Raw genomic sequence first — 22,753 nt, 5'->3', positions numbered from 1 at the left:
ATATACGCCCTTTCTGATGAGAAACAATGCAATTGATCGCATCTTATCCTCTTCTTTTTCAGTACCTTTTAGTATACTCGTTTTTTCTGAGTTTTACATTAAAAAATTGGAACTGCGATTTGAATCGCAGTTCCAATTTTAAAAGCGAATCATCAGATTGTCAAAAACAGCTGATTCAGCTATTTTTATTTTCTGTGTTTTAACGCTTATTATTCGCCTTGGTTCAAGAGGATTGGTAAAGTATTCGCCAATTCTTCTTTACGTACTTCAACCATTTCGCCAGTTTTCTTGATTTTCACTTCTACGATTCCATCCACTGCTTTTTTACCGACAGTGATTCTTATTGGACAGCCAATCAAATCAGAATCCGCGAATTTCACTCCTGCGCGTTCATTTCTGTCATCAACCAGTACTTCATAGCCAGCTTTTGTCATCGCTTCTTCTAGTTCATTCGTCAGGTTTGTTTGGTATTCGTCTTTTAGATTCATTTGGACGATATGCAGATCAAATGGCGCAATTCCTTTTGGCCAATTGATTCCTTGTTCATCTGAATGTTGTTCTACGATTGCTGATAATAAACGACTTACACCGATACCATAACAGCCCATAATCACAAATTTTTCTCGTCCATTTTCGTCTAGTACAGTTGCTCCCATAGATTCACTGTAACGAGTGCCGATTTTGAAGATATGTCCGATTTCGATTCCTCGAGTAAAGGCAAGAACACCATTGTTGTCTGGTGAAGGATCTCCTTCTTGTACAAAACGAAGATCTTCATAAGAAAGTACAGTGAAATCGCGTTCTGGATTCACATTTTTATAGTGGAATCCTGTTTCGTTCGCTCCAGTAATGGCATTCGCTAAATCTTGGACATAACGGTCTGCATATACTTTTACGTCATCTGAAACACCGACTGGTCCGACAGAACCAAACTCAGCACCTAGATATTTTTGTGCTTCTTCTTCTGTTGCTTCTTCTAAAAAGTCAGCAGATAAAAAGTTTTTCAGTTTTACGTCATTGACTTCATGGTCTCCACGTACCAAAACAAGGACAGGTTGTTCATCCGCAATGAACAATACAGACTTGATGATTTTTTGAGGTTCAACAGAAAAGAAATCTGCTACTTCGTCAATTGATTTTACGTTAGGTGTAGCTACTTTCTCCAATTCAAGCTGTGTTTCATGCGATTTTTTTGATACATAGTAGCTTGTAGCCATCTCCAAGTTTGCAGCATAATCACTTTCAGTCGAATAACAGATCGTATCCTCCCCAATTTCTGAGATCGCCATGAATTCTTTTGAGTCTTTTCCGCCCATTGCGCCACCGTCTCCGATGATCGAGCGAAATTCTAAGCCACAACGCTTGAATACTTCGGTGTAGGCTTTTTCGTAATCTTTATATGTCTCGTCCAAACTTTCTTCCGTTGCATGGAAAGAATACGCATCTTTCATGATAAACTCTCTTCCGCGAAGCAAACCGAAGCGAGGTCGTTTTTCGTCACGATACTTAGGTTGGATTTGATAAAGATTTAAAGGTAATTTCTTATATGAATTGATTTCATTACGCATCAAATCAGTAAAAGTTTCTTCGTGAGTTGGTCCAAGGATCATTTTTCGATCATTGCGGTCTTTGAAACGATACAAGTTTGGTCCATATGTTTCGTAACGCCCGGATTCTTCCCAAAGTTCTGCTGGCAAGATCGCAGGCATCAGCATTTCTACCGCTCCGATTTTTTCAAATTCTTCCCGCATAATGCGTTTCAGTTTTTCCAATACACGATTTGCTAATGGCAGATATGAATAAATACCCGCTGATACTTGGCGGATATATCCAGCTCTTAGCAAGATTTGATGGCTTAATACTTCTGCATCATTTGGAACTTCGCGTAATGTTGGAATCAACATTTTTGATTGTCTCATTCTATATACTCCTTTATTTCCTCAAAATAGTTATCGTTTGTTATTATACCCTATTTGTCAACTTTTTCTAGAAAAAGAATCGTTGAATATCGTTCCATGTAACTAGCACCATCAACAACATTAAAAATCCAAAGCCAGCTAATGTCAATATTCCTTCTTTTTCTTGACTTAATGGTTTCCCGCGAATCCCTTCAAAAATATTCAAGACTAATTTCCCGCCATCTAAGGCAGGAATCGGAAGCAGATTGACGATTCCGAGATTCATTGAAAGAAGCGCCATCAAACTAATAACAGTTGTTACACCTTGATTTGCTGCTTCTGAAGACAATTGGTACATCATGACAGGCCCGCCTAATTTATCTAAACTGAAACCTGTAAATAGTGATCCTAAGGCTTTGAAAATTTCCAATGAACCGCTGAAAGCTTGACGCGTCCCTCCAATGATCTTATCCACAAAACCTGTATTCATTGGGGCTTTTATACCAAGTTGGCCAACTTTTTCGCCATTTGACTCTACAGATTTCGGTGTCACGTCGACAGATTGCACCTGACCTTCTCGTTCGATCTTAAAGTCTAATGTTTTACCTGGATTTTTCGTAATAACTGTTGTCAGATCATTCCATGAATGGATTTCTTTTCCGTCCACACTGACTACCTCATCATTTTCTTTTAAGCCTGCTTCTGCCGCAGCTCCATTAGGCATGATCTCTCCTACGCGGTTAGTGTTCGTCACTTGAACACCACCTTGCATAAATGCCAGAATGATGAATAACACGATTGCCAAAATAAAGTTATTCATGGGTCCAGCAAAGTTGGTCAGCATACGCTGCCACAATTTAGCCGATTGGAACTGTACGTCTTTTGGCGCAATTCTGATTTCTGTTCCGTCGTTTTCAATAATCGTCGCATCGTGATCAACAGGGTAGGTTACTACTTCTGTTTCGTCTCCATTCACATAACCAGTGATAGTCAGCTCATCTTCTAAATCATAACGGCTCAATTCCATCGGGATAGCATTTGTCAATTGGATTTTCTTACTTAAATTTATCTTCTCTACGATGCCGTCAGAATTTAGTAAAAGAGAAAGAGGCATTCCTGGTGCCATTTCTGTTTCATCATCCCCATTGCCTGCCATTCGAACATAACCGCCAATAGGTAATAGGCGAAGCGTATATGTTGTCCCGTCTTTTGCTTGATGCCCATAAATTTTCGGACCCATACCGATAGCAAATTCGCGAACGAGGATTCCTGATCGTTTCGCAAAGAAGAAATGACCAAACTCATGAACAATCACTAATATACCAAAAACGATGATAAATGTCAGAATCGTTTTCATAGCTTTTTTCTCCTTTACTTGTTTTTTGTGTTTTTTATAAAACAACGATAAAACACTATAATTTTACCATAGTATACCAAAGACACCAATAGTATCAATATAATGAAAAATAAAAACCTGCGTCTTTTATGAAATTCACAAAGAAACGCAGGTATACTTACTAAATAATGCCAAATAAATGCATGATAGGAAATACAAACAGCAAACTGTCGAAACGGTCTAAGATTCCACCATGGCCTGGTAAGATATTTCCCGAGTCTTTCACATCATAATGACGTTTGATTGCAGATTCGACCAAATCACCAAATTGTCCGACTGCTGAAAAAATAATCGTCATCAGAAGCATGACAAACATACCATGATTGAATAGTTCTTTTGCTGGGTATAGCAATAAATAAAGAAATGCGACTACAACAGCACTACCGATACCACCGAGCGCACCTTCAATCGTTTTGTTGGGCGAAATATCAGGACTTAACTTATGCTGACCATAACGTCGACCAACCATATATGCTCCGATATCAGTTGCCCAAACAATAAATAGACCAAATATCAAAACAGCCAAGCTTTCTGTTCGTGCATTGACAAAATTCTGGAAACCTATTCCCACATACAAGCTGACAAGCACAGGAAAACCTGCTTCATCAATCGTATACGTATTTTTAGAAATAACTGATGTTCCTAAAAGAATCATAACTATAAGATAAAATAACATAAATGTACTTACATTCTCTGGAAGAAAGAAAAACCATCTTTCTTTTGGCAAAACAAGTAACACTGCACCAACGGCGGATAAAACTCCTTCAAAACTTAAGAGTGTCAATCCTTTCATCCGGAACAGCTCGTAAACTCCTACTACCGCTAAGATTGCTGCTGTAAGCTCAACCGCTATGCCTCCGATCCATATAATCGGAATAAACAAGACTAGCGCCACAGCTGCTGTGATCACACGTTGTTTCATGACTGATCCCCTTTCTCATCTTCTGTTTTTTTTACACCGCCGAATCGACGGTCTCGATTTTGATAAGAGGCGATTGCTTCTTCAAGATGCGCACCATCAAAATCAGGCCAAAGCGCTTTTGTAAAATACAGCTCACTATATGCGATCTGCCATAACAGAAAATTACTAATTCGCTCTTCTCCACTTGTACGGATCATCAGCTCAGGATCTTGTAACTCTTTAGGCAAGAAACCTGTCATTAAATGCTTAGCAATCAATTCATCATCGATTTCTTCTGCGTGTATTTCTCCTTTTGCTACTTCTTCGGCAATTTCTTGGACAGCAGTCACGATCTCTGCTCTGCTTCCATAATTCAAAGCAAAATTCAATACCATTCCAGTATTGTTTTTTGTTTGCTCAATTGCACGTCTTACAGCATCTTGCGTATGTTCTGGCAATACGTTTTCATAACCCATGACATGAACTTTGACATTTTCTTTAATCAATTCTGGTACGAACGTATCAAAGAAGTCGACAGGTAGTTGCATGAGAAAACTTACTTCATCTTTTGGTCGCTTCCAGTTTTCAGTTGAAAAGGCATAAAGCGTCAACACTTTCACTCCAAGCCTTGATGCTTTTTTTGTGACTTTCTTTACTGTTTCCATGCCTTCTTTATGGCCAGCAACTCGTGGTAAACGACGGTTTTGCGCCCAACGACCATTGCCGTCCATGATGATGGCAATGTGCTGAGGAATTGGTCCATCGGTATTAAATTGAAATTCGCTTTTTTCTTGAATATATTTGTTTTTTTGCGGAAAAAAACGTAACATTCTTTTTCCTCCTATACTTAAAAGATTCCCACTATCTTAAGTATTATAGCAATATCTAACTGTTTTTCCTATGAAATCATTGTTTTTTTTATTTAAAAACTGAATAATTTTTTCTTTTTTTAATTTCGCCGATTGTAAAATTAAGCTAGACAACTAAAAAAGCCATTTGTGCTACACTCAAAATAGTTCTGACCAAAGAATTATAAGGAGTGAGTACAAATGACCTATACCCATCTTACAACGGATGAACTTGTAATGATAGAGTCTTATTTCAAAATAAATCAATCTGTTGCGAAAACTGCGCATTGCTTGAATCGTTCAAGACAAACGATCCATAAAGTATACCTATTCTTCAAGCAAGGAAAATCAGCCTTAGAATACTATCAACAGTATAAGAAAAACAAATCAAACTGTGGTAGACGCCCGCTTGTTTTACCCGAGGAACAATCAGAATATATTCAAAGAAAGGTTGTTCAAGGATGGACACCCGATGTGATTGTTGGTCGTGCAGCGTTTCCTATTCGTTGTTCTGCTCGTACCATTTATCGTATGTTCAAAAAGGGGCTATTTAATCCTTCTGACTTACCGATGAAAGGCAAGCGTAAACCGAATGGACATCAAGAAAGGCGTGGAAAACAAGCTTTCCGCCGCTCTATTCATGAACGTGAAAAAGATTATAGCCAATTCTCAAATGAGTTTGGTCACCTTGAAGGTGACACTATCGTAGGTCTGAAACATAAAAGTGCTGTAATTACCTTAGTTGAACGATTATCAAAAGTTATCATTACATTGAAACCGTGTGGTAGACAAGCGATTGATATTGAAAAAAAATTAAATCATTGGTTTGAATCTGTACCGAAAAATCTATTCAAATCCATCACTTTTGATTGTGGAAAGGAATTTTCAAATTGGAAACAAATCAGTAATGCCAATGATATTGCCATTTATTTCGCTGATCCAGGAACACCGTCTCAAAGAGGCCTAAACGAGAATTCTAACGGATTGTTACGTAGAGATGGTTTATTGAAATCTATGGATTTCAATTCAGTAGATGAATCTTTTATTCAATCTGTCACATCTAAACGAAATAATATTCCTAGAAAATCACTGGATTATCGAACACCTTTGGAAGTATTTTTGAGTTACGTAAGTATTGATGATTTGTCTAACTTAATTTGACAATTAAGATTTTTAAATAAAAGAAATATAAATAAAAACAGAGGAAGCGGAATGATCCGCCCCTCTGTTTTTATAATTTTATTAAACTTCCAATAATTCTTTTTCTTTATCAGCAGCGATCTTATCTACTTCTTTAATGCTGTTATCTGTCAATGTTTGTACGTCTTTTTCTAATCCGCGCAAATCATCTTCAGTAATATCACCATTTTTTTGTTGTTTTTTATATTCATCGATCGCATCACGACGGATGTTACGAATCGCGATTTTTGCATTTTCTGCTTCTTTTTTAACATCTTTAGCTAATTCTTTTCTGCGTTCTTCTGTCAGTTGCGGGATAACTAAGCGAATGACATTTCCATCATTGGTTGGACTGATTCCGATATCACTTGCCATAATAGCTTTTTCAACATCTTGAAGAATGCTCTTGTCAAAAGGTGTGATCATTAAAACACGTGCTTCTGGAATTTGGATTGATGCCATTTGGTTCAATGGTGTTGGCGCACCGTAGTAGTTCACAGTAATACGGTCCAAAAGGCTAGCATTCGCACGGCCTGCGCGGATTTGCCCAAGTTCACGTTGAAGATTTTGTGCTGCTTTTTTCATTTTTTCTTTTGCTTCTGTCATAATTGCATCTGCCATTTTTATTTCCCCCTTACAGTTGTTCCGATATTTTCGCCTAAGATTGCACGGCGAATATTTCCGTGTTCATTTAAATTGAAGACAAGCAGTGGAATATCATTATCCATGCTTAGTGAACTTGCAGTTGAATCCATGACTTGTAATCCTTTGGCAATAACTTCCAGATGAGTCAGTTCTTCAAATTTTACTGCATTTGCATCTACTTTCGGATCAGCAGAATAAACACCGTCTACATTGTTTTTAGCCATCAGGATAACATCTGCGCCGATTTCTGCCGCGCGTAATGCTGCTGTTGTGTCTGTCGAGAAGTACGGGTTGCCGGTACCGCCTGCAAAGATAACGATCCGTCCTTTTTCTAAATGACGTTCTGCTTTACGGCGAATATATGGCTCTGCGATTTGACGCATTTCAATCGAAGTTTGCACGCGTGTCGGTACACCCACGTTTTCCAACGTATCCTGTAAAGCTAAGGCATTCATAACTGTAGCTAACATACCCATGTAATCAGCTTGAGCACGTTCCATGCCCATTTGTGCTCCGATTTGTCCGCGCCAGATATTTCCGCCGCCCACAACGATTGCCATTTCAACGCCCAGCTCGTGAACTTCTTTGATTTCTTGGATGATTTCTTTGATTACTGGTGGTTTGATTCCAAATCCTGCATCCCCAGCTAAAGCTTCTCCACTCAATTTTAAGACTACACGCTGATATTTCGGTGTGACCATGTTCATTCCTCCAATATTTTCTATTGCCATTTTACCATACTTAGATGATTTCGACACTCTAAGACTGGTTTTTCTTGTTTTGCTTAAAAAAAGGGAGCGCACAAACCGTGCGTTCCCGTCTGTTATTCAACAGAATTATTTTTTCACTTGGCTCATAACTTCTTCTACAAAGTTATCTTCGCGTTTTTCGATACCTTCGCCAACTTCGAAACGTACGAATGTTTTAACAGTTGCGCCTTTTGATGCAACGTATTTTTCAACAGTCATATCAGGATCTTTAACGAATGGTTGGTCCACCAAAGCGATTTCTGCTTTGAATTTCTTCAAGCGTCCTTCTACCATTTTTTCAACGATATTCGCTGGTTTGCCTTCGTTCAATGCTTGTTCTGTAAGAACAGTTTTTTCATGTTCTAATTCAGCTTCTGGAATTTGTGATTCGTTTACATAACGAGGATTGATAGCTGCTACGTGCATAGCTACGTCTCTTGCAACTGTTTCGTCAGTTGTTCCATCTAGAACAGTCAATACGGCAATACGTCCGCCCATATGCAAGTATCCACCAAATGCAGCATTGTCGTCTTTTTCTACAACTTCAAAGCGACGGAAGCTGATTTTTTCTCCGATAACTTGAGTTGCTTCGATCAAGTCAGATTCAATTGTACCTTTATCTGTTTTGATTTTCATTGCAGCTTCCATGTCTGCTGGTTTGTTTTCAGCAACAAGTTCTGCAATTTCTTTTACTAAATCTTGGAACATTTCGTTTTTAGAAACAAAGTCTGTTTCTGAGTTTACTTCAACGATTGCTGCAGTGTTACCTTTCACAGCAACTGAAGCCAATCCTTCAGCTGCAATGCGGTCATTTTTCTTCGCAGCCTTTGCCATTCCTTTTTCACGTAAAAGATCAACTGCTTTTTCCATGTCGCCTTCTACTTCAACTAATGCTTTTTTCGCATCCATCATTCCTACGCCAGTCATTTCGCGTAGTTCTTTTACCATTTTAGCTGTAACGTCTGCCATGTTTAACTCCTCCTGTGTGTTTTTCTTTTTAAAAAAAGCTGCTTCAAAGGAGAGTGAGGCTTGTCGCCCAGCCTTTGAAACAGCTCCATCATTCAAAATTATTCTGCTGAAGAATTGTCGCCTTCAACAACATCTACGATTTCTTCGATTGATGTTGCTGTGTTTTCTTCTGTGAAATCTTCTTCAACTACTTGATCTTCACCTTGGTTTCCTTCGATGAAAGCATCAGCCATTTTTGAAGTAATCAATTTAACGGCACGAATTGCATCGTCGTTTGAAGGGATTACTACGTCGATTTCATCTGGATCGCAGTTTGTATCAACCATAGCTACGATTGGGATATTTAATTTGTGTGCTTCTTGAACAGCAATACGTTCTTTACGTGGGTCAACGATGTACATTACATCTGGGATTCTTGGCATATCAGCGATACCGCCTAAGAATTTTTCAAGACGTTCACGTTCTTTGTTCAAACCAGCAACTTCTTTTTTAGGTAGAACTTCAAAAGTTCCATCTTCTTCCATTGCATTGATTTGTTTCAAACGGCTGATACGTTTTTGGATAGTATCCCAGTTTGTCAATGTTCCGCCTAACCAACGATGGTTAACGAAGTATTGTCCTGCACGAGTTGCTTCTTCTTTGATTGCTTCTTGTGCTTGTTTTTTTGTACCTACGAATAATGCTACGCCACCTTCTTCAGCAACGCTCTTCATGTAATCATAAGCTGCATCTACTAATTTAACTGTTTTTTGCAAGTCAATGATGTAGATTCCGTTTCTTTCTGTGAAGATATATTTCTTCATTTTTGGATTCCAGCGACGAGTTTGGTGACCAAAGTGTACGCCGGCTTCTAGTAATTGTTTCATAGAAATTACTGCCATGTTTGTTTCCTCCGATTTGGTTTTATTTTTCCTCTTCTTATCTTCTACCTTGCCGGCAAACTTTTTCAAGCACCTACCGACAATCCAATAAGAATGTGGATTTGCTGATGCATAAAGCACCCTCAGCTATTATACAGACAAAAGATCCGTATCGCAAGAGCAAATATACTTTTCTGCTCAACATTCAATAGTTTACCTGAAAGATAAAAAGAATTCAAGAAAAACAGTAGATTTCTCTTTGTTTCTTTATTATCCTTTTTCCATAAAATAATTTTAGGTATAAAAGACGAATATTATTGGGCAATCCTTCTTTTTTTTGTTATGATACATGTGAAATCTTTCGTAAAGGAGAAAGAAAATGCGCAAAGCTCAAAGACATTTGCTGATTAAACAAGTCATTGAAGAATTCCCGATCCGTACGCAAGAAGAACTATTAAACAAGCTTGGGCATTATGGCGTTACCGCCACGCAGGCAACGATTTCTCGAGATATCCGTGATCTAAAAATCGTGAAGGCACCTGATGAAAATGGCGTTTCCCGCTTCGTATTGTTTCGCGAAAAAGGAACTCCTGAGACTAGGACTGAGGAAGAGGATCGGCTGGTTCAAATGATTGAAGACATTGTATTGAAAGTCGAACGAGTCCACTTTTTGACGATCGTCAATACCTTGCCAGACAATGCTCATTTATTTGCATCTGTTTTAGATGAGATCAAACCTCCCTCTATTGTCAGTACAATTGCTGGATTCGATACGATCATGGTCATCTCGGAAAATGAGGAGGACGCAAAACGAGTAGAAGAATTTCTTCACCATCCAACTGAAGTATCACTTTTTTAATCAGAGCACGTATTCCTAATATGGAATGCGTGTTTTTTTATTTTCAATATTTTCCTTATTAAATAAACCTTTACACTCTTTACAAAAATACATCATTTTTTATTCAAATTTTTCAACACCTTGATTGAATCACAATAATCATCATTTATATTGGATGTTAACAAGAGCAGCTTCTTGCTCTTTGTGTATTTCAAAAAAGAAATGAAAGGAAATCATATGTATAAATTATTAACTCCTGGACCATTGACGACTTCTGAAACAGTGAAAAATGCTATGCTGATCGATCATTGTACTTGGGATCAAGAATACAAAGAAATTACACAATGGATAAGAAAAAAATTACTGGATCTTGCTCAAGTATCGGAAGGAATATACACAACGGTCTTAATGCAAGGTAGCGGCTCCTTCGGGGTAGAATCGGTATTAAGTTCTGTGATCAGGCCAGAAGATACTGTACTGATTTGTTCAAACGGCGCATATGGACAACGAATGATCAACATGTGCGAATGTCTGAAACTGAACTATACCGTTTATGAGGTATCGGAACATCAAATCCTCCAAGCTCATGTGATTACACAGCTGATTGAAGAGAATCCGTCTATCTCCGCACTAGCAATGGTCCATAGCGAGACTACTCCCGGTATTTTGAATAATTTGGAAGAGATTGCTGCTGTCACACAAGAAAGAGATCTTTTGTTTATAGTGGACGCGATGTCAAGCTTTGGTGGGATACCGATTCGTGTAGCCGAACTAGGGATTGATTTTTTGATTTCCAGCTCAAACAAATGTATTCAAGGTGTTCCGGGCTTTTCTTTTGTACTTGCTAATAAAGCGGAACTGGAAAAACGAAAAAATGTTAGCCGAAGTTTGTCACTTGATCTATATGACCAGTACCGCATGATGGAAAACGAGAATGGCAAATGGCGTTTCACTTCCCCTACCCATACGGTTTTGGCTTTTCAACAAGCGCTGAAGGAACTAGAGGCAGAAGGAGGGATCGAAACTCGATATTCACGTTATCTCGCCAATAATCATGTACTACGACAAAAAATGACAGAGATGGGGTTCCAGCCTTTCATTCAAGAATATCAGGGGCCATTCATCACCTCTTTTCTTTACCCTAAGGACTGGCGATTTGATTTTAATCATTTTTATCAGTATTTAAAGCAAAATGGATTTGTGATCTATCCCGGGAAAATCAGCGATCATGAATGTTTTCGTATCGGAAATATTGGCGAGATCTATCCGGAAGATATTTTGGAACTGACAGCAATTATCAAAGACTATAAGGAGAACGTTAATAATTAAAACTGTAATTTTTGATTGGGCAGGAACAACTGTGGACTTTGGCTGTATGGCTCCTGTCCACGCTTTTAGAAATGCTTTTCTAGAAAAAGGAATCCAACTGACTGACAAAGAAATCCGCGAACCGATGGGAAAATTAAAATGGGATCATATCCAACAGCTTCTTTCCCTCCCTTCTGTCAAAAAACAATGGATAGCTATTTATGGACAACTACCTCAGGAAAAAGAGGTGGAGGAATTGTATCAACAATTTGAACATTATCTGTTTAAAGATTTGGTCAAGCATTCTACCTTGAAACCCGACACATTGGAAACGATCGAACGGTTGAGAAACGCTGGGATCAATATTGGTTCCACGACTGGATTTACTGCTCCTATGATGACGATCGTAGCAGAAACCGCAAAAAAAGAAGGGTATTCACCAGACTTCATGGCAACTTCTGAAGACGTCGAAGGGTATGGTCGACCGTTTCCTTATATGATCCATAAAAACATGCAGTACTTCAAAAACAAGTCGGTTGATGAAGTAATCAAAGTCGGAGATACGGTCTCAGATATCCAGGAAGGGAAAAATGCCGGAGTGTTGACAGTAGGTGTAATTGAAGGTAGTTCGCTAATGGGGATTTCTTATGATGAGTACCAAAAATTAGAGATGGGGAAAAAAGATCGTTTAAAACAGTCTGTTGCTCTTAGATTCCAACAAGCTGGCGCTGATATTTGTGTAAACAATTTAAAAGAGTTAACAGAATACATTTTGTACGCTGACAAGAATACAGAATGACTTTTATACAAAATAAGAGGTCGTGAAAAAGCTGTCCTGTATCAAGTAATAAGAACAGCCAAACAAAAATAGCTCCTCATATTTTTCGTTTGGTTAGGCTTATTACCGCAGATGCAAGCTTTTGAACACCGTTTATTCGAAAAAAAAAGGGAGCTGTGACACGACTTTTGTCACAGTCCCCTTTTTTGCAAACAAACAGTGTTTAAGAGACAACCTCTCCACTAAACGGTGTTCATTCAGCTGACTCTCGGTATTTGCTCAAAAAACGATAAAATTTGAAAAGCTATTTTCTCTTTTGTTTCTCTAATACTCGGATCAGAACGCTGATTTCACATTCTCTTTTTCTTACATCTTATCTGGTGCATGAAGTCCTAGCAAACGAAGGTCTTCTTTCAATAATACAGTCACTGCATAAACTAGAGCTAAGCGTGCTTCTTTTTGTTCATCATCAGCTAAAATCTTCGTATGAGCATAGTATTTGTTGAATGCTTGTGCTAATTTGATTGCATGTTTCGCAATCACTGACGGTTCGTATTTTTCCCCAGCAGACAAGACCGTTTCAGGGTATTTTTGAACTAATTTAACCACTTCCCAGCTGGTATCGTCATTCAATGCATAGTCTGCTGTTTCTGAAGGGACAAATACTGCTTTTTCCAACAGGCTGACTGCACGAGCATGTGTATATTGCACATAAGGTCCAGTTTCTCCTTCAAATCGAACAACTTCTTCCAGGTTAAAGTCAAATGTATTCAGTCGATCGTTTTTCAAATCGTGGAAAATGACTGCCCCAACCCCAACTTGTTTAGCTACAGCATCTTTGTTTTCCAAATCAGGGTTTTTCTCGCTGATTTGTTCTTTAGCAGATTGGATTGCTTCATTTAATACTTCTTCTAATAAGACGATCTTTCCTTTACGAGTTGATAATTTTTTACCACCTTGTGTGATCAAACCAAATGGAATATGGTGCATGTCGTCAGACCAGTCAAAGCCCATTTCCTTCAAGACAGCTTTCAACTGTTTAAAATGATAGCTTTGTTCATTCCCTACTACATATAGAGATTGTTTGAAGTCGTAAGTACGTTTACGGTACAATGCAGCAGCTAAGTCACGTGTAATGTATAGTGTCGCACCGTCTGACTTCTTAATCAACGCTGGATTCAGGTCATAAGCAGATAGGTCAACGATCTCTGCACCTTTATCCTCGTTCAGCAAATGTTTTTCTTCTAAAAGTTTGACGATTTCATCCATCTTGTCATTGTAGAAAGCTTCACCGTTCAACGAATCGAAACGTACTTCCAGCAGATCATAGATTTTATTGAATTCTTTCATCGATTCATCACGGAACCATTGCCATAATTGAATAGCCTCTTCATCGCCTTCTTCCAGACGTTTGAACCAAGCACGAGCTTCTTCATTTAATTCTGGTTCTGTTTCAGCTACTTCATGGAATTGGACATATAAACGAAGCAATTCATTGATTGGTTCTGCTTTAACAGCTTCTTCTGTACCCCATTTTTTGTAAGCGACGATCAGTTTTCCAAACTGTGTTCCCCAGTCACCTAAATGGTTGATGCGGATTGGCTGATAACCGATTTTTTCCATAATGAAACCGATCGAATTACCGATAACTGTCGAACGCAAATGTCCCATTGAGATTGGTTTGGCAATATTAGGAGAAGACATGTCGATTGGTACTGTTCCTTGATTCCCGATATTGCTATCCCCATAATGTTCTTTTTCTTTCACTACTGTTTGCAAAACTTTTTTGCTGATAAGTTCTTTATTCATGAAAAAGTTCAAGTAAGGTCCAACCACTTCGATTTTTTCAAAGTTGGCAGAGTCGATTTTTTCTGCTAAATCTGCAGCGATTTGCTGTGGTGCTTTTCGGTAAACTTTTGCTAATGAAAAGGCTGGAAATGCCACATCCCCGTGTTCGGCTGATTTTGGATTTTCTAGTAATTGTTCGACTTGTTCAAGTGTCAAATCGTCTTTGACAACGTCATAGACGGCTTTTGCGACAAGATCTTTATTATTCATCTTTATTCCTCCTAAAATGCTCTCTTATTTGTTCAACAAAAAAATCTCTAATGACGACATACTTAGTATGCCATCATTAGAGACGAGATTTCCCGCGGTACCACTCCAATTGTCCTAAAAAAGGACCAGCTCCATCTGATATCGGTAGACGACCGTCTGTTTAAAACAGAATTCTCCAAGTGCGCTTCGTTGTATCTCCTTCATTCGGCTTCCACCACTTCCGAATTCGCTAGCCAAGAATGATACAAGTACTCTCTTGTTCAACAAATCTTAATCTTATTAAACTTTCTTGAATTATATCAGAAAAAAAAACGAAAGGCTAGTCGTTTCTAATAAAAAAACAATCCAGATGGCCTAAAGGAGAAGAAATACCACCTGGATAGTTATAAATCATTTCGTAAATACGAAAGACTTAACAAATTAATCAGCTACGATAATCGTTCCTTCTTCAGAAGCTAAAAGATTTTCGATATTTTCTAAAGAAGTGATGATTGCCTTAGCGCTCGGTTTTGCTTCAACAAATGCAATAGCTGCTTCTACTTTCGGAAGCATGCTTCCTGGAGCGAACTGTTTTTCATCAATGTATTGTTTCATTTCTGAAACAGTAACAGTTTCTAGTTTCTTTTGATCCGGTTTTTGGTAATTGACATACACATTGTCTACACCTGTCAATACGATCAGCAAATCCGCATCGATGATTTCGGCTAATTTTTCTGAAGCAAAATCTTTATCGATCACGGCTTCTCGTCCTTCTAATCCGGTCGCTGTTTCTACAACGGGAATCCCGCCACCGCCGACGGACACTGTGATAACTCCTTGATCGACCAGCGTTTCGATGACACGTGCTTCTTTAATCGAGATTGGTTTAGGGGAAGCGACTACTTTTCTCCATCCACGTCCAGCGTCTTCTTTGAATGTCACAGTAGAATCAGCATTCATTTGTTCTTTCGCTTCTTCTTCCGTGTAGAACGGGCCGACTGGTTTACTTGGATTTTTGAAGGAAGGATCATTTTCATCCACAATGACTTGAGTGACTAAAGAAACTACATCTTTATCGATTCCTTTTTCCTTCAGTACTTCACCCATCGCGTTTTGGAGCCAGTAGCCGATTGACCCTTCCGTCATTGCGACACATGTATCTAAAGGCATTGCTGGTGTTTTCTCAGAATCAGCAGCTTGCTGCTGAATCAATAGGTTGCCGACTTGCGGACCATTTCCGTGAGAGATGATTAATTCATCTCCTTGTTCGATAAATTTCACTAAATACTTTGCTGTTTCCAATAACGCTTCTTGTTGGGCTTTTGCACTTGCATCCGTAGACAAGATGGCATTGCCTCCTAAAGCGACAACTACTTTTCGTTTGGCCATTTCATTCGTCCTTTCTTCAGTTCTCCTGAATTTTCTAGATAACAAAACGAGCCAGCGTTTTGTGATTTTCCCTCAATGCTGACTCGTTTTTTCGTGAGATGAATGTGGTTATGCTTAAACGCGAGGGATAAACAAGTTACCTAATGTTGCTGCCATGATTGCTTTGATTGAATGCATACGATTTTCTGCTTGGTCAAATTGACGAGCATATTTGCTGCGGAAGACTTCATCTGTTACTTCCATTTCAGTGATGCCAAAGCGTTCTTTCATTTGTTCACCGTAAACAGTGTTTGTATCATGGAAAGCTGGTAAGCAGTGCAAGAAGATCAAACGATCTGTATTATGTGTTTTTTCTACCATTTCCATATTGATTTGGTAAGGTTTCAACAATTTGATCCGTTCTTCAAATTTATCTTCTTCACCCATTGATACCCATACATCAGAATAAAGCACGTCTGCTCCGTCTACACCTTTATCAACATCGTCGGTAATCATCAATTGTGCCCCTGATTTTTCAGCAAAACCTTCTGCCATTTTGACGATTTCTTCTTCAGGTTGTAATTCTTTTGGTGCAACGATACGCATGTTTGCTCCCAAAATTGCACCTGTTACTAATAAAGAGTTAGCCATATTGTTTCGACCATCTCCACAGTATGCAACAGTGATACCTTCTACAGTTCCAAAGTTTTCTTGGATAGTTAAAAAGTCAGCGATCATTTGTGTTGGATGCCATTCGTCAGTCAAGCCATTCCAAACTGGAACGCCAGAGAATTCTGCTAGTTCCTCTACCATTTTTTGACTGAATCCACGGAATTCGATTCCGTCAAACATACGACCTAACACTTTAGCTGTATCTTCTGTTGATTCTTTTTTACCTAATTGGATGTCATTCGCACCTAGGTATTCAGGATGTGCGCCTAGATCGATTGCTGCAGTGGTAAATGCAGAACGAGTACGTGTAGATGTTTTTTCAAATAAAAGCGCAATATTTTTTCCTTCTAGATAGTGATGTGGGATACCACGTTTTTTCAAGTCTTTCAAGTGTTCTGAAAAATCGATCAAATATTGTAATTCTTCTTTTGTAAAGTCTTTTTCTGCTAATAAGCTTCTTCCTTGGAATACTGATTCTTTCATATTAAACATTCTCCTTTAGATTGTTTTTATTTAAGATTAAAGAGGAAATCCCGACGGCAGCTGACAGTAAGACCGCCGTCAGGAAACAAATTACTTCAAGTCTTCACGGACAAGTGGTTGGCTCATGCAGCGTGGACCACCACGGCCTCGTGACAATTCACTTGAATTGATTTCTAACACTTTGATGCCATAGCTACGAAGCAATTCGTTCGATACATAATTTCGGTTATAAGTGACTACAACACCTGGAGCGATTGCCAATGTGTTTGATCCATCATTCCATTGTTCTCGAGGTGCAACGATCTCATCTCCATTACCAGTTGGGATCAGTACAAGATCATCTAATCCAAGAGCAGCTTTCATCGTTTCGTGTAAGTTATCTGAATGAGTAATCTTGATATCATCACCATCTGGTTCGATTGTAAAGACATCCATCTTACCGTCTTTACTTTGAATTGCTGGATGGATAGTGAATTTATCGTGATCTACCATTGTAAATACGGTATCCAAATGCATCATTGCACGGTTGTTTGGAATTTTGATTGCTAACACTTTTTCAAATCCTGCATTTTTTGCGAATAGGTGGCGTGCTAATTTTTCTAAAGCTTTCGCATTAGTTCGTTGAGAAATCCCAACAGCTACTACTTTATCGCTTAAGATCAATTCGTCTCCGCCTTCGATATGATCTGGATTTTCACGATCCAACCATACTTCGATTCCTTTATTTGCAAATCTTGGATGATGTTTCAAAATATATTCTGTAAACATCGATTCACGACGACGTGCTTCAAAAGTCATCTTATTGACTGTCATCCCATTTCCCATTGATGCGGAAGGGTCGCGTGTAAAGTACAAGTTTGGCATTGGGTCCATGTAAAATGGATAGTCATCGTCTGCTGACAGATCGTATAGACTGCTAGAACGTACTTCAATATCTTTTGTACGAACCCCAGCCATGATTTTATCTACCATTTCTTGCGTTTCCATTGATAGAAGGAACTCATGAAGACCCTCTCTTACAGCATTCGATGCAATATGAGATTCATCCAACATTTTATTCAAGAATTGTTCTTTGACATTGCCTGCGTCAATCGCTTCTGCCGCTAATTTTTCCAAGTAAAGAGTCTCGACGCCTTCATTTTGCAATGTCTTTGCAAAGTTGTCATGTTCTTCTTGAGCAATCGGAAGATATGGAATATCATCGAACAACAGACGATCCATAATATCTGGTGTCAAATTTTCCACTTCTTGTCCAGGCCGTTTCAGTAAAACTGTCTTTAATTTCCCTATTTCAGAGAAAACGTGAATAGGTTTATCCATGTTGTGTTGCCTCCTTCTTTTTGATTACATGTATAGGATATCCTCCTTTTGTAATCACTTTCATAATTTTGTCTCATTCAAAATGAGACATTCCTCACATTAATATTCGATAATTAAATAATTAAACGTTTTTCTATTTTTAAGCGTAATTTATTCATTTTTTATTCTGTATACACTTTCAAAAAAATATTTATTCATTGAAAAAATTTTTTTGAATAAATTAAAAAAATAAATTATATTAGCGTTGTTAGCGTTTACTATATGTATTATTGTTGTTTTTTATACACAAATCATTCGCTTCAAAGCAAATTATTCAATACCATTGTATATTTTTTACATAATAACAAATTATATTTGTAAAGTATTAAAACTTGTTTCTAATGTTGGTATGTTAAAACTTTACAAATTCTTTAAAAAAAGTGACAATAAATATAGTGAACAATAAGGAGAGGACTTTTTAATGCGTGTTAATAAAATCGATTTTCACTTTTCAAAACTCAGATATCAACCTGATTTTGAACATTTCTCGGATGAAGAGTTCCAACAGATCAAGGAACATACTGTTCTTCGTTCTTATAAAAAAGGACAGATCCTTTTCGACGATGGTGATCCCAGACAACGGTTGTATATCTTGACCAAAGGACTCGTTCGTTTAGAACGTTATGATGAAAGTGCAACTTATTACTACTATGACTATGTGAATACAAATAACCTTTTTCCTATGTCAGGAATGTTTGGAGAAGAGACCTACACTTATACAGCTCAAGCGATGACTGATATTGAAACATTCTACCTTCCTGTTTCCTACTATGAAAAATTAGCACGAAAAAATCCCGAACAGTTGATCTATATGATACAAAAAATTTCTAAAGTAGTTGAAATACATGAATTGCGTATCCAAATCGGATTGACCTCTAGCGCCTTTGACCGGGTAAAACAAAATTTATTCATTTTGAAAGAAGAATTGGGCGTACCAACAAAAGATGGTCATATCACCATTCCTTATCCGATCACCTTAAAAGAATTAGCAGTGAATAGCGGCACGACACGTGAAACTGCTGGACAAGTAATCAAACAACTACGTGATTCCGGACTGTTAGATTATGACAAAAAGCGTTTTACTTTCTGTAAGACAGCTACTACTCCAGCTATGAGAGAATAACGCGATCAAAAATAAGCAGTGACCCTGATATTTATCAGGGTCACTGCTTATTTTCCTCCCTAAAACTTCTGAAAGATCCGGCAGTTTTAGATCACTGGGCAAGACTCAAAGATTTTCTATGTGTGTTTCAGTTATGTAATATTCACTGTTTGCAAAAAATACTGATAGATTAACTAGAGGAAGCGTCTTATCCTCATCCGACCTAGATTATTCGATATTCCTCGACAATAAACGATTAATCAGTGAGTGCAATCAGAGGAACGGATAATGATGAATAAGCTGTAAAAAATAGGGCTTTGACAAAAGCGTGTCACAGCCCTTATTTCGATTAAACGGTGTGTACCTGTCAACTCTTCGGTCACAAGTCATAATGTTCATAAACATGAGGAGCTGTTTTTTGAAATTGTTCCTTGTGAATCAGAGTTAAACGACAGGCTTACGAACTCTTGATTAAACGGCGTTCAAAAGCTTGCATACGCGGTAACAAGAACAGCCAGGTCAAAAACATGAGAAGCCGTTTTTCCTGGGCTGTTCTTATTACTTGATGCAGGGCAGATTTTTCACAACCTCTTTATTCAGATAAAACCAAGCTTGGATCAGCATTCAACTGATAGCTAGCAAAATTTCTTTTTTGCATTTCCACATGTGCTGCTGCTCCAATCATTGCAGCATTATCTCCACAAAGTCGAAGAGGGGGAATCACTAATTCTACCTCAGGGAGTTTAGTTGCCAAAGCATCCTGCAATCCTTCACGCAACCCTTGATTGGCCGCTACACCTCCAGCTACAATCAGTTGCTTGACTGGATAATTTTGACAAGCTCGAAGTGTTTTAGTAATCAATACATCGATCACACTTGCTTGAAAGCTAGCTGCTAAATCATTTTTGTCTAGATCTTCTCCACGCTGTTGTGCATTATGCACCAAATTGATAAATGCACTTTTTAATCCGCTAAAACTGAAATCATAATTATCTTCATGGATCATCGCTCGTGGAAAATGGTAATTATCTTTTCCCTGATGAGCTAGCTGATCGATTTCTTTTCCGCTTGGGTAAGAAAGACCTAATACTCTTCCAACTTTGTCATAAGCTTCTCCTGCTGCATCATCTCTTGTCTCCCCAATGATTTCATATGATCCATCTTCTTGCATATAGACTAATTCTGTATGTCCTCCGCTAACAAGAAGTGCCATCAATGGAAACTGGAATGGTTTAACCAGACGGGCTGCATAGATATGCCCTGCCATATGGTTTACAGGAATAAGCGGCAATTGATGTGCCCAAGCAAAAGCCTTAGCTGCAGAAATACCAATCAGCAACGAGCCGACAAGTCCTGGTCCATAAGTGACAGCGACTGCCGATAAATCTTCTGCCGACACACCAGCTTCTACCAGTGCATCTTCCAAGCATAAGGTGATTTGTTCAACGTGATGGCGGCTAGCTACTTCAGGAACTACGCCACCAAAACGTTTATGACTGTTTATTTGAGAAGCAACGATGTTAGATAAGATCTCTGTTCCATTTCTAACGACCGCTACACTCGTTTCATCACAACTTGATTCAATCGCCAGAATCAATTCTTCATTCATTTCATCGTCTCCGTTTTTAACTTTCTGCTCATAATGATCGCATCTTCCGTCGGATTGCGATAATATGATTTCCGTTTACCTAATATACGAAACTTTTCTGATTCATAAAGTTTTCTTGCTGCTTCATTAGATAGACGTACTTCTAAAAAAACATGCAGCGAATCTTTTATTTGTTCCGTAATCAGCAATTGTAACAAATGCCGTGCATGCCCTTTTCCTTGTTCTGAAACTGCAACAGCAATATTTGTGATCTCGACTTCATCTATTACTTTCGAGTATCCAATAAAGCCACAGATCTGGTTATCTTCAACTAAAAGCAGATAATCAGAGTGAGGCTGTTGGATGTCTGCCAAAAACTGCATTTTCGTCCAAGGTGAACCATGTGGATAAGCATTTTCGCTAATCACCCATACGCATTCTGCCAAGTACGCTTCATCAAAATCTTTTTTTCTGCAAATCAACTAATCTCACTCATTTTCTAAAAGTTTTATCATATCCAATGCATCTTCTTTTGTTTCAGTGTAATATCTTTTTTTGATCGTCGTTGCTTGAAAACCTAACTTCCGATAAAGTCTTTGTGCATCTTGATTACTCATACGCACTTCTAATGACATCGTCTCACAGCGATTCATTATAGCAAAGTTCTCGATTTCGTCAATAAGCAGCGAACCGATTCGTTTACGCTGATATGCCGGTCGAACGGCAATATTCGTGATATGGCAATCTAAACCGAACGCTCTTGAACCGATAAAACCAATCATTCTTCCATTATCAAAGATACCTAGATATAGATGAGGAAGCGGTGACTTCAATTCTGATATAAAGGCACTTTTTGTCCATGGCAATTCGCCATTATAGACTTCTCGTTCGACATCCAGCAGCTCTTTGATATCTTCTGTAGTCAATTCTCTTAGTACGTAACGACGATCGATTTGTTCGATTGTTTTTTCTGTATAAATCATTTTATCTTGAAAAAAGCTTCTGGCATACGCTCTAAATTTTTTCAACATAACTTTCGTCTCCAGGTGTGTGCGTCTCCAACCATTTTTCTTCTGCTTCTACCCGTTTTAAATAGCGAGGAAGAAAAGCTTGTTTCTCTGCAACTGGTTCAGCTAAAGCACCTAATTGAGCCACAGTTACACCACTTGGAATATCCCATGCTGGAACTGTATTAATCGTCGCACTAGGCAATATTTCCTTTATTTCAGAGAAGAATTTGTGACAATCACTCCCGATGAAACAAATAGCTTCATTCAGCTTTTGTAGTTGTGTGAACAAATCAGAAGCAGAAATATGTACATCTTCAAGTACAGTTTCTAATCTATTTTCTTTCCAGCGGTATGCCCCAGCGTATACATTTTTTCTTCGAGCATCAAACATGGGCACAATAATTTTATTCACACCGATGCAATTAGCCGCGATGGTTTTCAGACTAGATACTCCTACTAGCTCTTTATCTAATGTATAAGCAATCGTTTTTGCTGTCGTTACACCTATACGAAGCCCTGTATAAGAACCGGGACCATCAGAAACCGCGATTCGGTCAATGTCTTTTGGACTTATTTGAAGATCTGAAAACAATTGGTCGATTGCAGGCATCAGTGTTACACTGTGGTTGCGTTTGATATTTGTTTGTATTTGTCCAAGAATTTGTTCGTCTTCTACCACACCGATCGCCAAAGTTTGGTTTGCAGTATCTATTCCTAATGTAATCATATATTTGATCCTTTCTGCTATGACATTCTCGCCTTCCA

General features: G+C 38.4%; 21 protein-coding genes and 1 other annotated feature. Of the genes, 5 read left to right on the top strand and 16 right to left on the bottom strand.

Annotation, left to right across the window (positions count from 1 at the left end):
* Positions 1–209 precede the first annotated feature (209 nt).
* The 4 genes from MKX69_RS04925 to MKX69_RS04910 all read right to left on the bottom strand — a co-directional run bounded on the left by MKX69_RS04925 (position 210) and on the right by MKX69_RS04910 (position 5,025).
* Positions 210–1,919, bottom strand: a complete 1,710-nt coding sequence (locus MKX69_RS04925) for a proline--tRNA ligase (protein WP_002297401.1) — start codon at positions 1,917–1,919, stop codon at positions 210–212.
* 67 nt (positions 1,920–1,986) lie between these two features.
* Entirely contained in the window at positions 1,987–3,255 is a 1,269-nt protein-coding gene (gene rseP / locus MKX69_RS04920) for an RIP metalloprotease RseP (RefSeq protein WP_341009082.1), read from the bottom strand.
* A 160-nt stretch (positions 3,256–3,415) separates the two neighbouring features.
* Positions 3,416–4,216 carry a phosphatidate cytidylyltransferase gene (locus MKX69_RS04915; RefSeq protein ID WP_002294135.1) on the bottom strand — a complete coding sequence of 267 codons (801 nt, stop codon included), beginning with the start codon at positions 4,214–4,216 and terminating at the stop codon, positions 3,416–3,418.
* The gene (locus MKX69_RS04910) at positions 4,213–5,025 is read right to left on the bottom strand and encodes an isoprenyl transferase (protein ID WP_002294134.1); all 813 of its coding nucleotides are present in this window, start codon (positions 5,023–5,025) and stop codon (positions 4,213–4,215) included. The genes MKX69_RS04915 and MKX69_RS04910 overlap by 4 nt, the downstream gene beginning before the upstream one ends.
* 219 nt (positions 5,026–5,244) lie before the next feature.
* Here MKX69_RS04910 and MKX69_RS04905 point away from each other — a divergent pair, with 219 nt between their 5' ends.
* Positions 5,245–6,204 (top strand): IS30 family transposase, encoded by a 960-nt coding sequence (locus tag MKX69_RS04905; RefSeq protein ID WP_002330482.1) that lies wholly within the window; start codon positions 5,245–5,247, stop codon positions 6,202–6,204.
* Positions 6,205–6,285: 81 nt separating this feature from the next.
* Here MKX69_RS04905 and frr read toward each other — a convergent pair whose 3' ends face one another.
* From frr to rpsB, 4 genes are all read right to left on the bottom strand, one after another.
* A complete protein-coding gene (gene frr, locus MKX69_RS04900) occupies positions 6,286–6,843 on the bottom strand; it encodes a ribosome recycling factor (protein WP_002293875.1) in 558 nt (185 codons plus the stop codon).
* Positions 6,844–6,845: 2 nt separating this feature from the next.
* Complete coding sequence (gene pyrH / locus MKX69_RS04895; protein ID WP_002293877.1) at positions 6,846–7,568, bottom strand: UMP kinase; 723 nt, start codon at positions 7,566–7,568, stop codon at positions 6,846–6,848.
* 135 nt (positions 7,569–7,703) lie between these two features.
* Positions 7,704–8,585, bottom strand: a complete 882-nt coding sequence (tsf, locus tag MKX69_RS04890) for a translation elongation factor Ts (protein WP_002293878.1) — start codon at positions 8,583–8,585, stop codon at positions 7,704–7,706.
* Between the two features lie 98 nt (positions 8,586–8,683).
* A complete protein-coding gene (gene rpsB, locus MKX69_RS04885; protein ID WP_002293880.1) occupies positions 8,684–9,466 on the bottom strand; it encodes a 30S ribosomal protein S2 in 783 nt (260 codons plus the stop codon).
* 358 nt (positions 9,467–9,824) lie between these two features.
* On the opposite strand from rpsB, the gene MKX69_RS04880 reads away from it, so the two are divergent.
* The 3 genes from MKX69_RS04880 (at position 9,825) to phnX (ending at position 12,390) form a co-directional block, all read left to right on the top strand.
* Complete coding sequence (locus MKX69_RS04880) at positions 9,825–10,304, top strand: arginine repressor (protein ID WP_002293881.1); 480 nt, start codon at positions 9,825–9,827, stop codon at positions 10,302–10,304.
* A 216-nt stretch (positions 10,305–10,520) separates the two neighbouring features.
* The gene (gene phnW / locus MKX69_RS04875; RefSeq protein ID WP_341009075.1) at positions 10,521–11,612 is read left to right on the top strand and encodes a 2-aminoethylphosphonate--pyruvate transaminase; all 1,092 of its coding nucleotides are present in this window, start codon (positions 10,521–10,523) and stop codon (positions 11,610–11,612) included.
* Complete coding sequence (gene phnX, locus MKX69_RS04870) at positions 11,605–12,390, top strand: phosphonoacetaldehyde hydrolase (RefSeq protein ID WP_341010495.1); 786 nt, start codon at positions 11,605–11,607, stop codon at positions 12,388–12,390. Before phnW ends, phnX begins: the two co-directional genes overlap by 8 nt.
* 345 nt (positions 12,391–12,735) lie before the next feature.
* Here the strand turns inward: phnX and argS are convergent, their stop codons facing one another.
* From argS to arcA, 4 genes are all read right to left on the bottom strand, one after another.
* Positions 12,736–14,427, bottom strand: a complete 1,692-nt coding sequence (gene argS / locus MKX69_RS04865; protein ID WP_341009073.1) for an arginine--tRNA ligase — start codon at positions 14,425–14,427, stop codon at positions 12,736–12,738.
* Between the two features lie 75 nt (positions 14,428–14,502).
* Positions 14,503–14,700: a binding site (T-box leader), on the bottom strand.
* Between the two features lie 147 nt (positions 14,701–14,847).
* Positions 14,848–15,795 (bottom strand): carbamate kinase, encoded by a 948-nt coding sequence (gene arcC, locus MKX69_RS04860; RefSeq protein WP_341009071.1) that lies wholly within the window; start codon positions 15,793–15,795, stop codon positions 14,848–14,850.
* A 114-nt stretch (positions 15,796–15,909) separates the two neighbouring features.
* Positions 15,910–16,929, bottom strand: coding sequence for an ornithine carbamoyltransferase (argF, locus tag MKX69_RS04855; RefSeq protein WP_002288437.1), 1,020 nt, complete (start codon positions 16,927–16,929; stop codon positions 15,910–15,912).
* Between the two features lie 90 nt (positions 16,930–17,019).
* Positions 17,020–18,249 (bottom strand): arginine deiminase, encoded by a 1,230-nt coding sequence (gene arcA / locus MKX69_RS04850; RefSeq protein ID WP_341009068.1) that lies wholly within the window; start codon positions 18,247–18,249, stop codon positions 17,020–17,022.
* A 460-nt stretch (positions 18,250–18,709) separates the two neighbouring features.
* Between arcA and MKX69_RS04845 the strand changes: the two genes are divergently transcribed.
* Positions 18,710–19,411 carry a Crp/Fnr family transcriptional regulator gene (locus tag MKX69_RS04845; protein WP_002288442.1) on the top strand — a complete coding sequence of 234 codons (702 nt, stop codon included), beginning with the start codon at positions 18,710–18,712 and terminating at the stop codon, positions 19,409–19,411.
* 571 nt (positions 19,412–19,982) lie between these two features.
* Here the strand turns inward: MKX69_RS04845 and tsaD are convergent.
* The 4 genes from tsaD to tsaB are packed head-to-tail and all read right to left on the bottom strand — an operon-like array spanning position 19,983 to position 22,715.
* Complete coding sequence (tsaD, locus tag MKX69_RS04840; protein ID WP_002293887.1) at positions 19,983–20,999, bottom strand: tRNA (adenosine(37)-N6)-threonylcarbamoyltransferase complex transferase subunit TsaD; 1,017 nt, start codon at positions 20,997–20,999, stop codon at positions 19,983–19,985.
* Positions 20,996–21,460: a ribosomal protein S18-alanine N-acetyltransferase gene (gene rimI / locus MKX69_RS04835; RefSeq protein WP_002306425.1), complete on the bottom strand. Its 465-nt coding sequence runs from the start codon at positions 21,458–21,460 to the stop codon at positions 20,996–20,998. The genes tsaD and rimI (MKX69_RS04835) overlap by 4 nt, the downstream gene beginning before the upstream one ends.
* A 6-nt stretch (positions 21,461–21,466) precedes the next feature.
* Positions 21,467–22,009, bottom strand: a complete 543-nt coding sequence (gene rimI / locus MKX69_RS04830; RefSeq protein WP_002293890.1) for a ribosomal protein S18-alanine N-acetyltransferase — start codon at positions 22,007–22,009, stop codon at positions 21,467–21,469.
* Complete coding sequence (tsaB, locus tag MKX69_RS04825) at positions 21,993–22,715, bottom strand: tRNA (adenosine(37)-N6)-threonylcarbamoyltransferase complex dimerization subunit type 1 TsaB (RefSeq protein WP_341010493.1); 723 nt, start codon at positions 22,713–22,715, stop codon at positions 21,993–21,995. The genes rimI (MKX69_RS04830) and tsaB overlap by 17 nt, the downstream gene beginning before the upstream one ends.
* Between the last annotated feature and the right edge of the window lie 38 nt (positions 22,716–22,753).

This window comes from Enterococcus sp. FSL R5-0957 (genome assembly GCF_038008005.1).
In the GTDB taxonomy this organism is placed as follows: domain Bacteria; phylum Bacillota; class Bacilli; order Lactobacillales; family Enterococcaceae; genus Enterococcus_B; species Enterococcus_B faecium.
Note: the sequence above shows the minus strand (reverse complement) of the source record. Positions and strands in the feature narration are given on the sequence as shown.

Excerpts from the sequence above, each read along its gene's own strand:
- MKX69_RS04925 (WP_002297401.1), bottom strand. The coding sequence starts at position 1,919 with ATGAGACAATCAAAAATGTTGATTCCAACATTACGCGAAGTTCCAAAT.
- rseP (WP_341009082.1), bottom strand. The coding sequence starts at position 3,255 with ATGAAAACGATTCTGACATTTATCATCGTTTTTGGTATATTAGTGATT.
- MKX69_RS04915 (WP_002294135.1), bottom strand. The coding sequence starts at position 4,216 with ATGAAACAACGTGTGATCACAGCAGCTGTGGCGCTAGTCTTGTTTATT.
- MKX69_RS04910 (WP_002294134.1), bottom strand. The coding sequence starts at position 5,025 with ATGTTACGTTTTTTTCCGCAAAAAAACAAATATATTCAAGAAAAAAGC.
- MKX69_RS04905 (WP_002330482.1), top strand. The coding sequence starts at position 5,245 with ATGACCTATACCCATCTTACAACGGATGAACTTGTAATGATAGAGTCT.
- frr (WP_002293875.1), bottom strand. The coding sequence starts at position 6,843 with ATGGCAGATGCAATTATGACAGAAGCAAAAGAAAAAATGAAAAAAGCA.
- pyrH (WP_002293877.1), bottom strand. The coding sequence starts at position 7,568 with ATGGTCACACCGAAATATCAGCGTGTAGTCTTAAAATTGAGTGGAGAA.
- tsf (WP_002293878.1), bottom strand. The coding sequence starts at position 8,585 with ATGGCAGACGTTACAGCTAAAATGGTAAAAGAACTACGCGAAATGACT.
- rpsB (WP_002293880.1), bottom strand. The coding sequence starts at position 9,466 with ATGGCAGTAATTTCTATGAAACAATTACTAGAAGCCGGCGTACACTTT.
- MKX69_RS04880 (WP_002293881.1), top strand. The coding sequence starts at position 9,825 with ATGCGCAAAGCTCAAAGACATTTGCTGATTAAACAAGTCATTGAAGAA.
- phnW (WP_341009075.1), top strand. The coding sequence starts at position 10,521 with ATGTATAAATTATTAACTCCTGGACCATTGACGACTTCTGAAACAGTG.
- argS (WP_341009073.1), bottom strand. The coding sequence starts at position 14,427 with ATGAATAATAAAGATCTTGTCGCAAAAGCCGTCTATGACGTTGTCAAA.
- arcC (WP_341009071.1), bottom strand. The coding sequence starts at position 15,795 with ATGGCCAAACGAAAAGTAGTTGTCGCTTTAGGAGGCAATGCCATCTTG.
- argF (WP_002288437.1), bottom strand. The coding sequence starts at position 16,929 with ATGAAAGAATCAGTATTCCAAGGAAGAAGCTTATTAGCAGAAAAAGAC.
- arcA (WP_341009068.1), bottom strand. The coding sequence starts at position 18,249 with ATGGATAAACCTATTCACGTTTTCTCTGAAATAGGGAAATTAAAGACA.
- MKX69_RS04845 (WP_002288442.1), top strand. The coding sequence starts at position 18,710 with ATGCGTGTTAATAAAATCGATTTTCACTTTTCAAAACTCAGATATCAA.
- tsaD (WP_002293887.1), bottom strand. The coding sequence starts at position 20,999 with ATGAATGAAGAATTGATTCTGGCGATTGAATCAAGTTGTGATGAAACG.
- rimI (WP_002293890.1), bottom strand. The coding sequence starts at position 22,009 with ATGTTGAAAAAATTTAGAGCGTATGCCAGAAGCTTTTTTCAAGATAAA.
- tsaB (WP_341010493.1), bottom strand. The coding sequence starts at position 22,715 with ATGATTACATTAGGAATAGATACTGCAAACCAAACTTTGGCGATCGGT.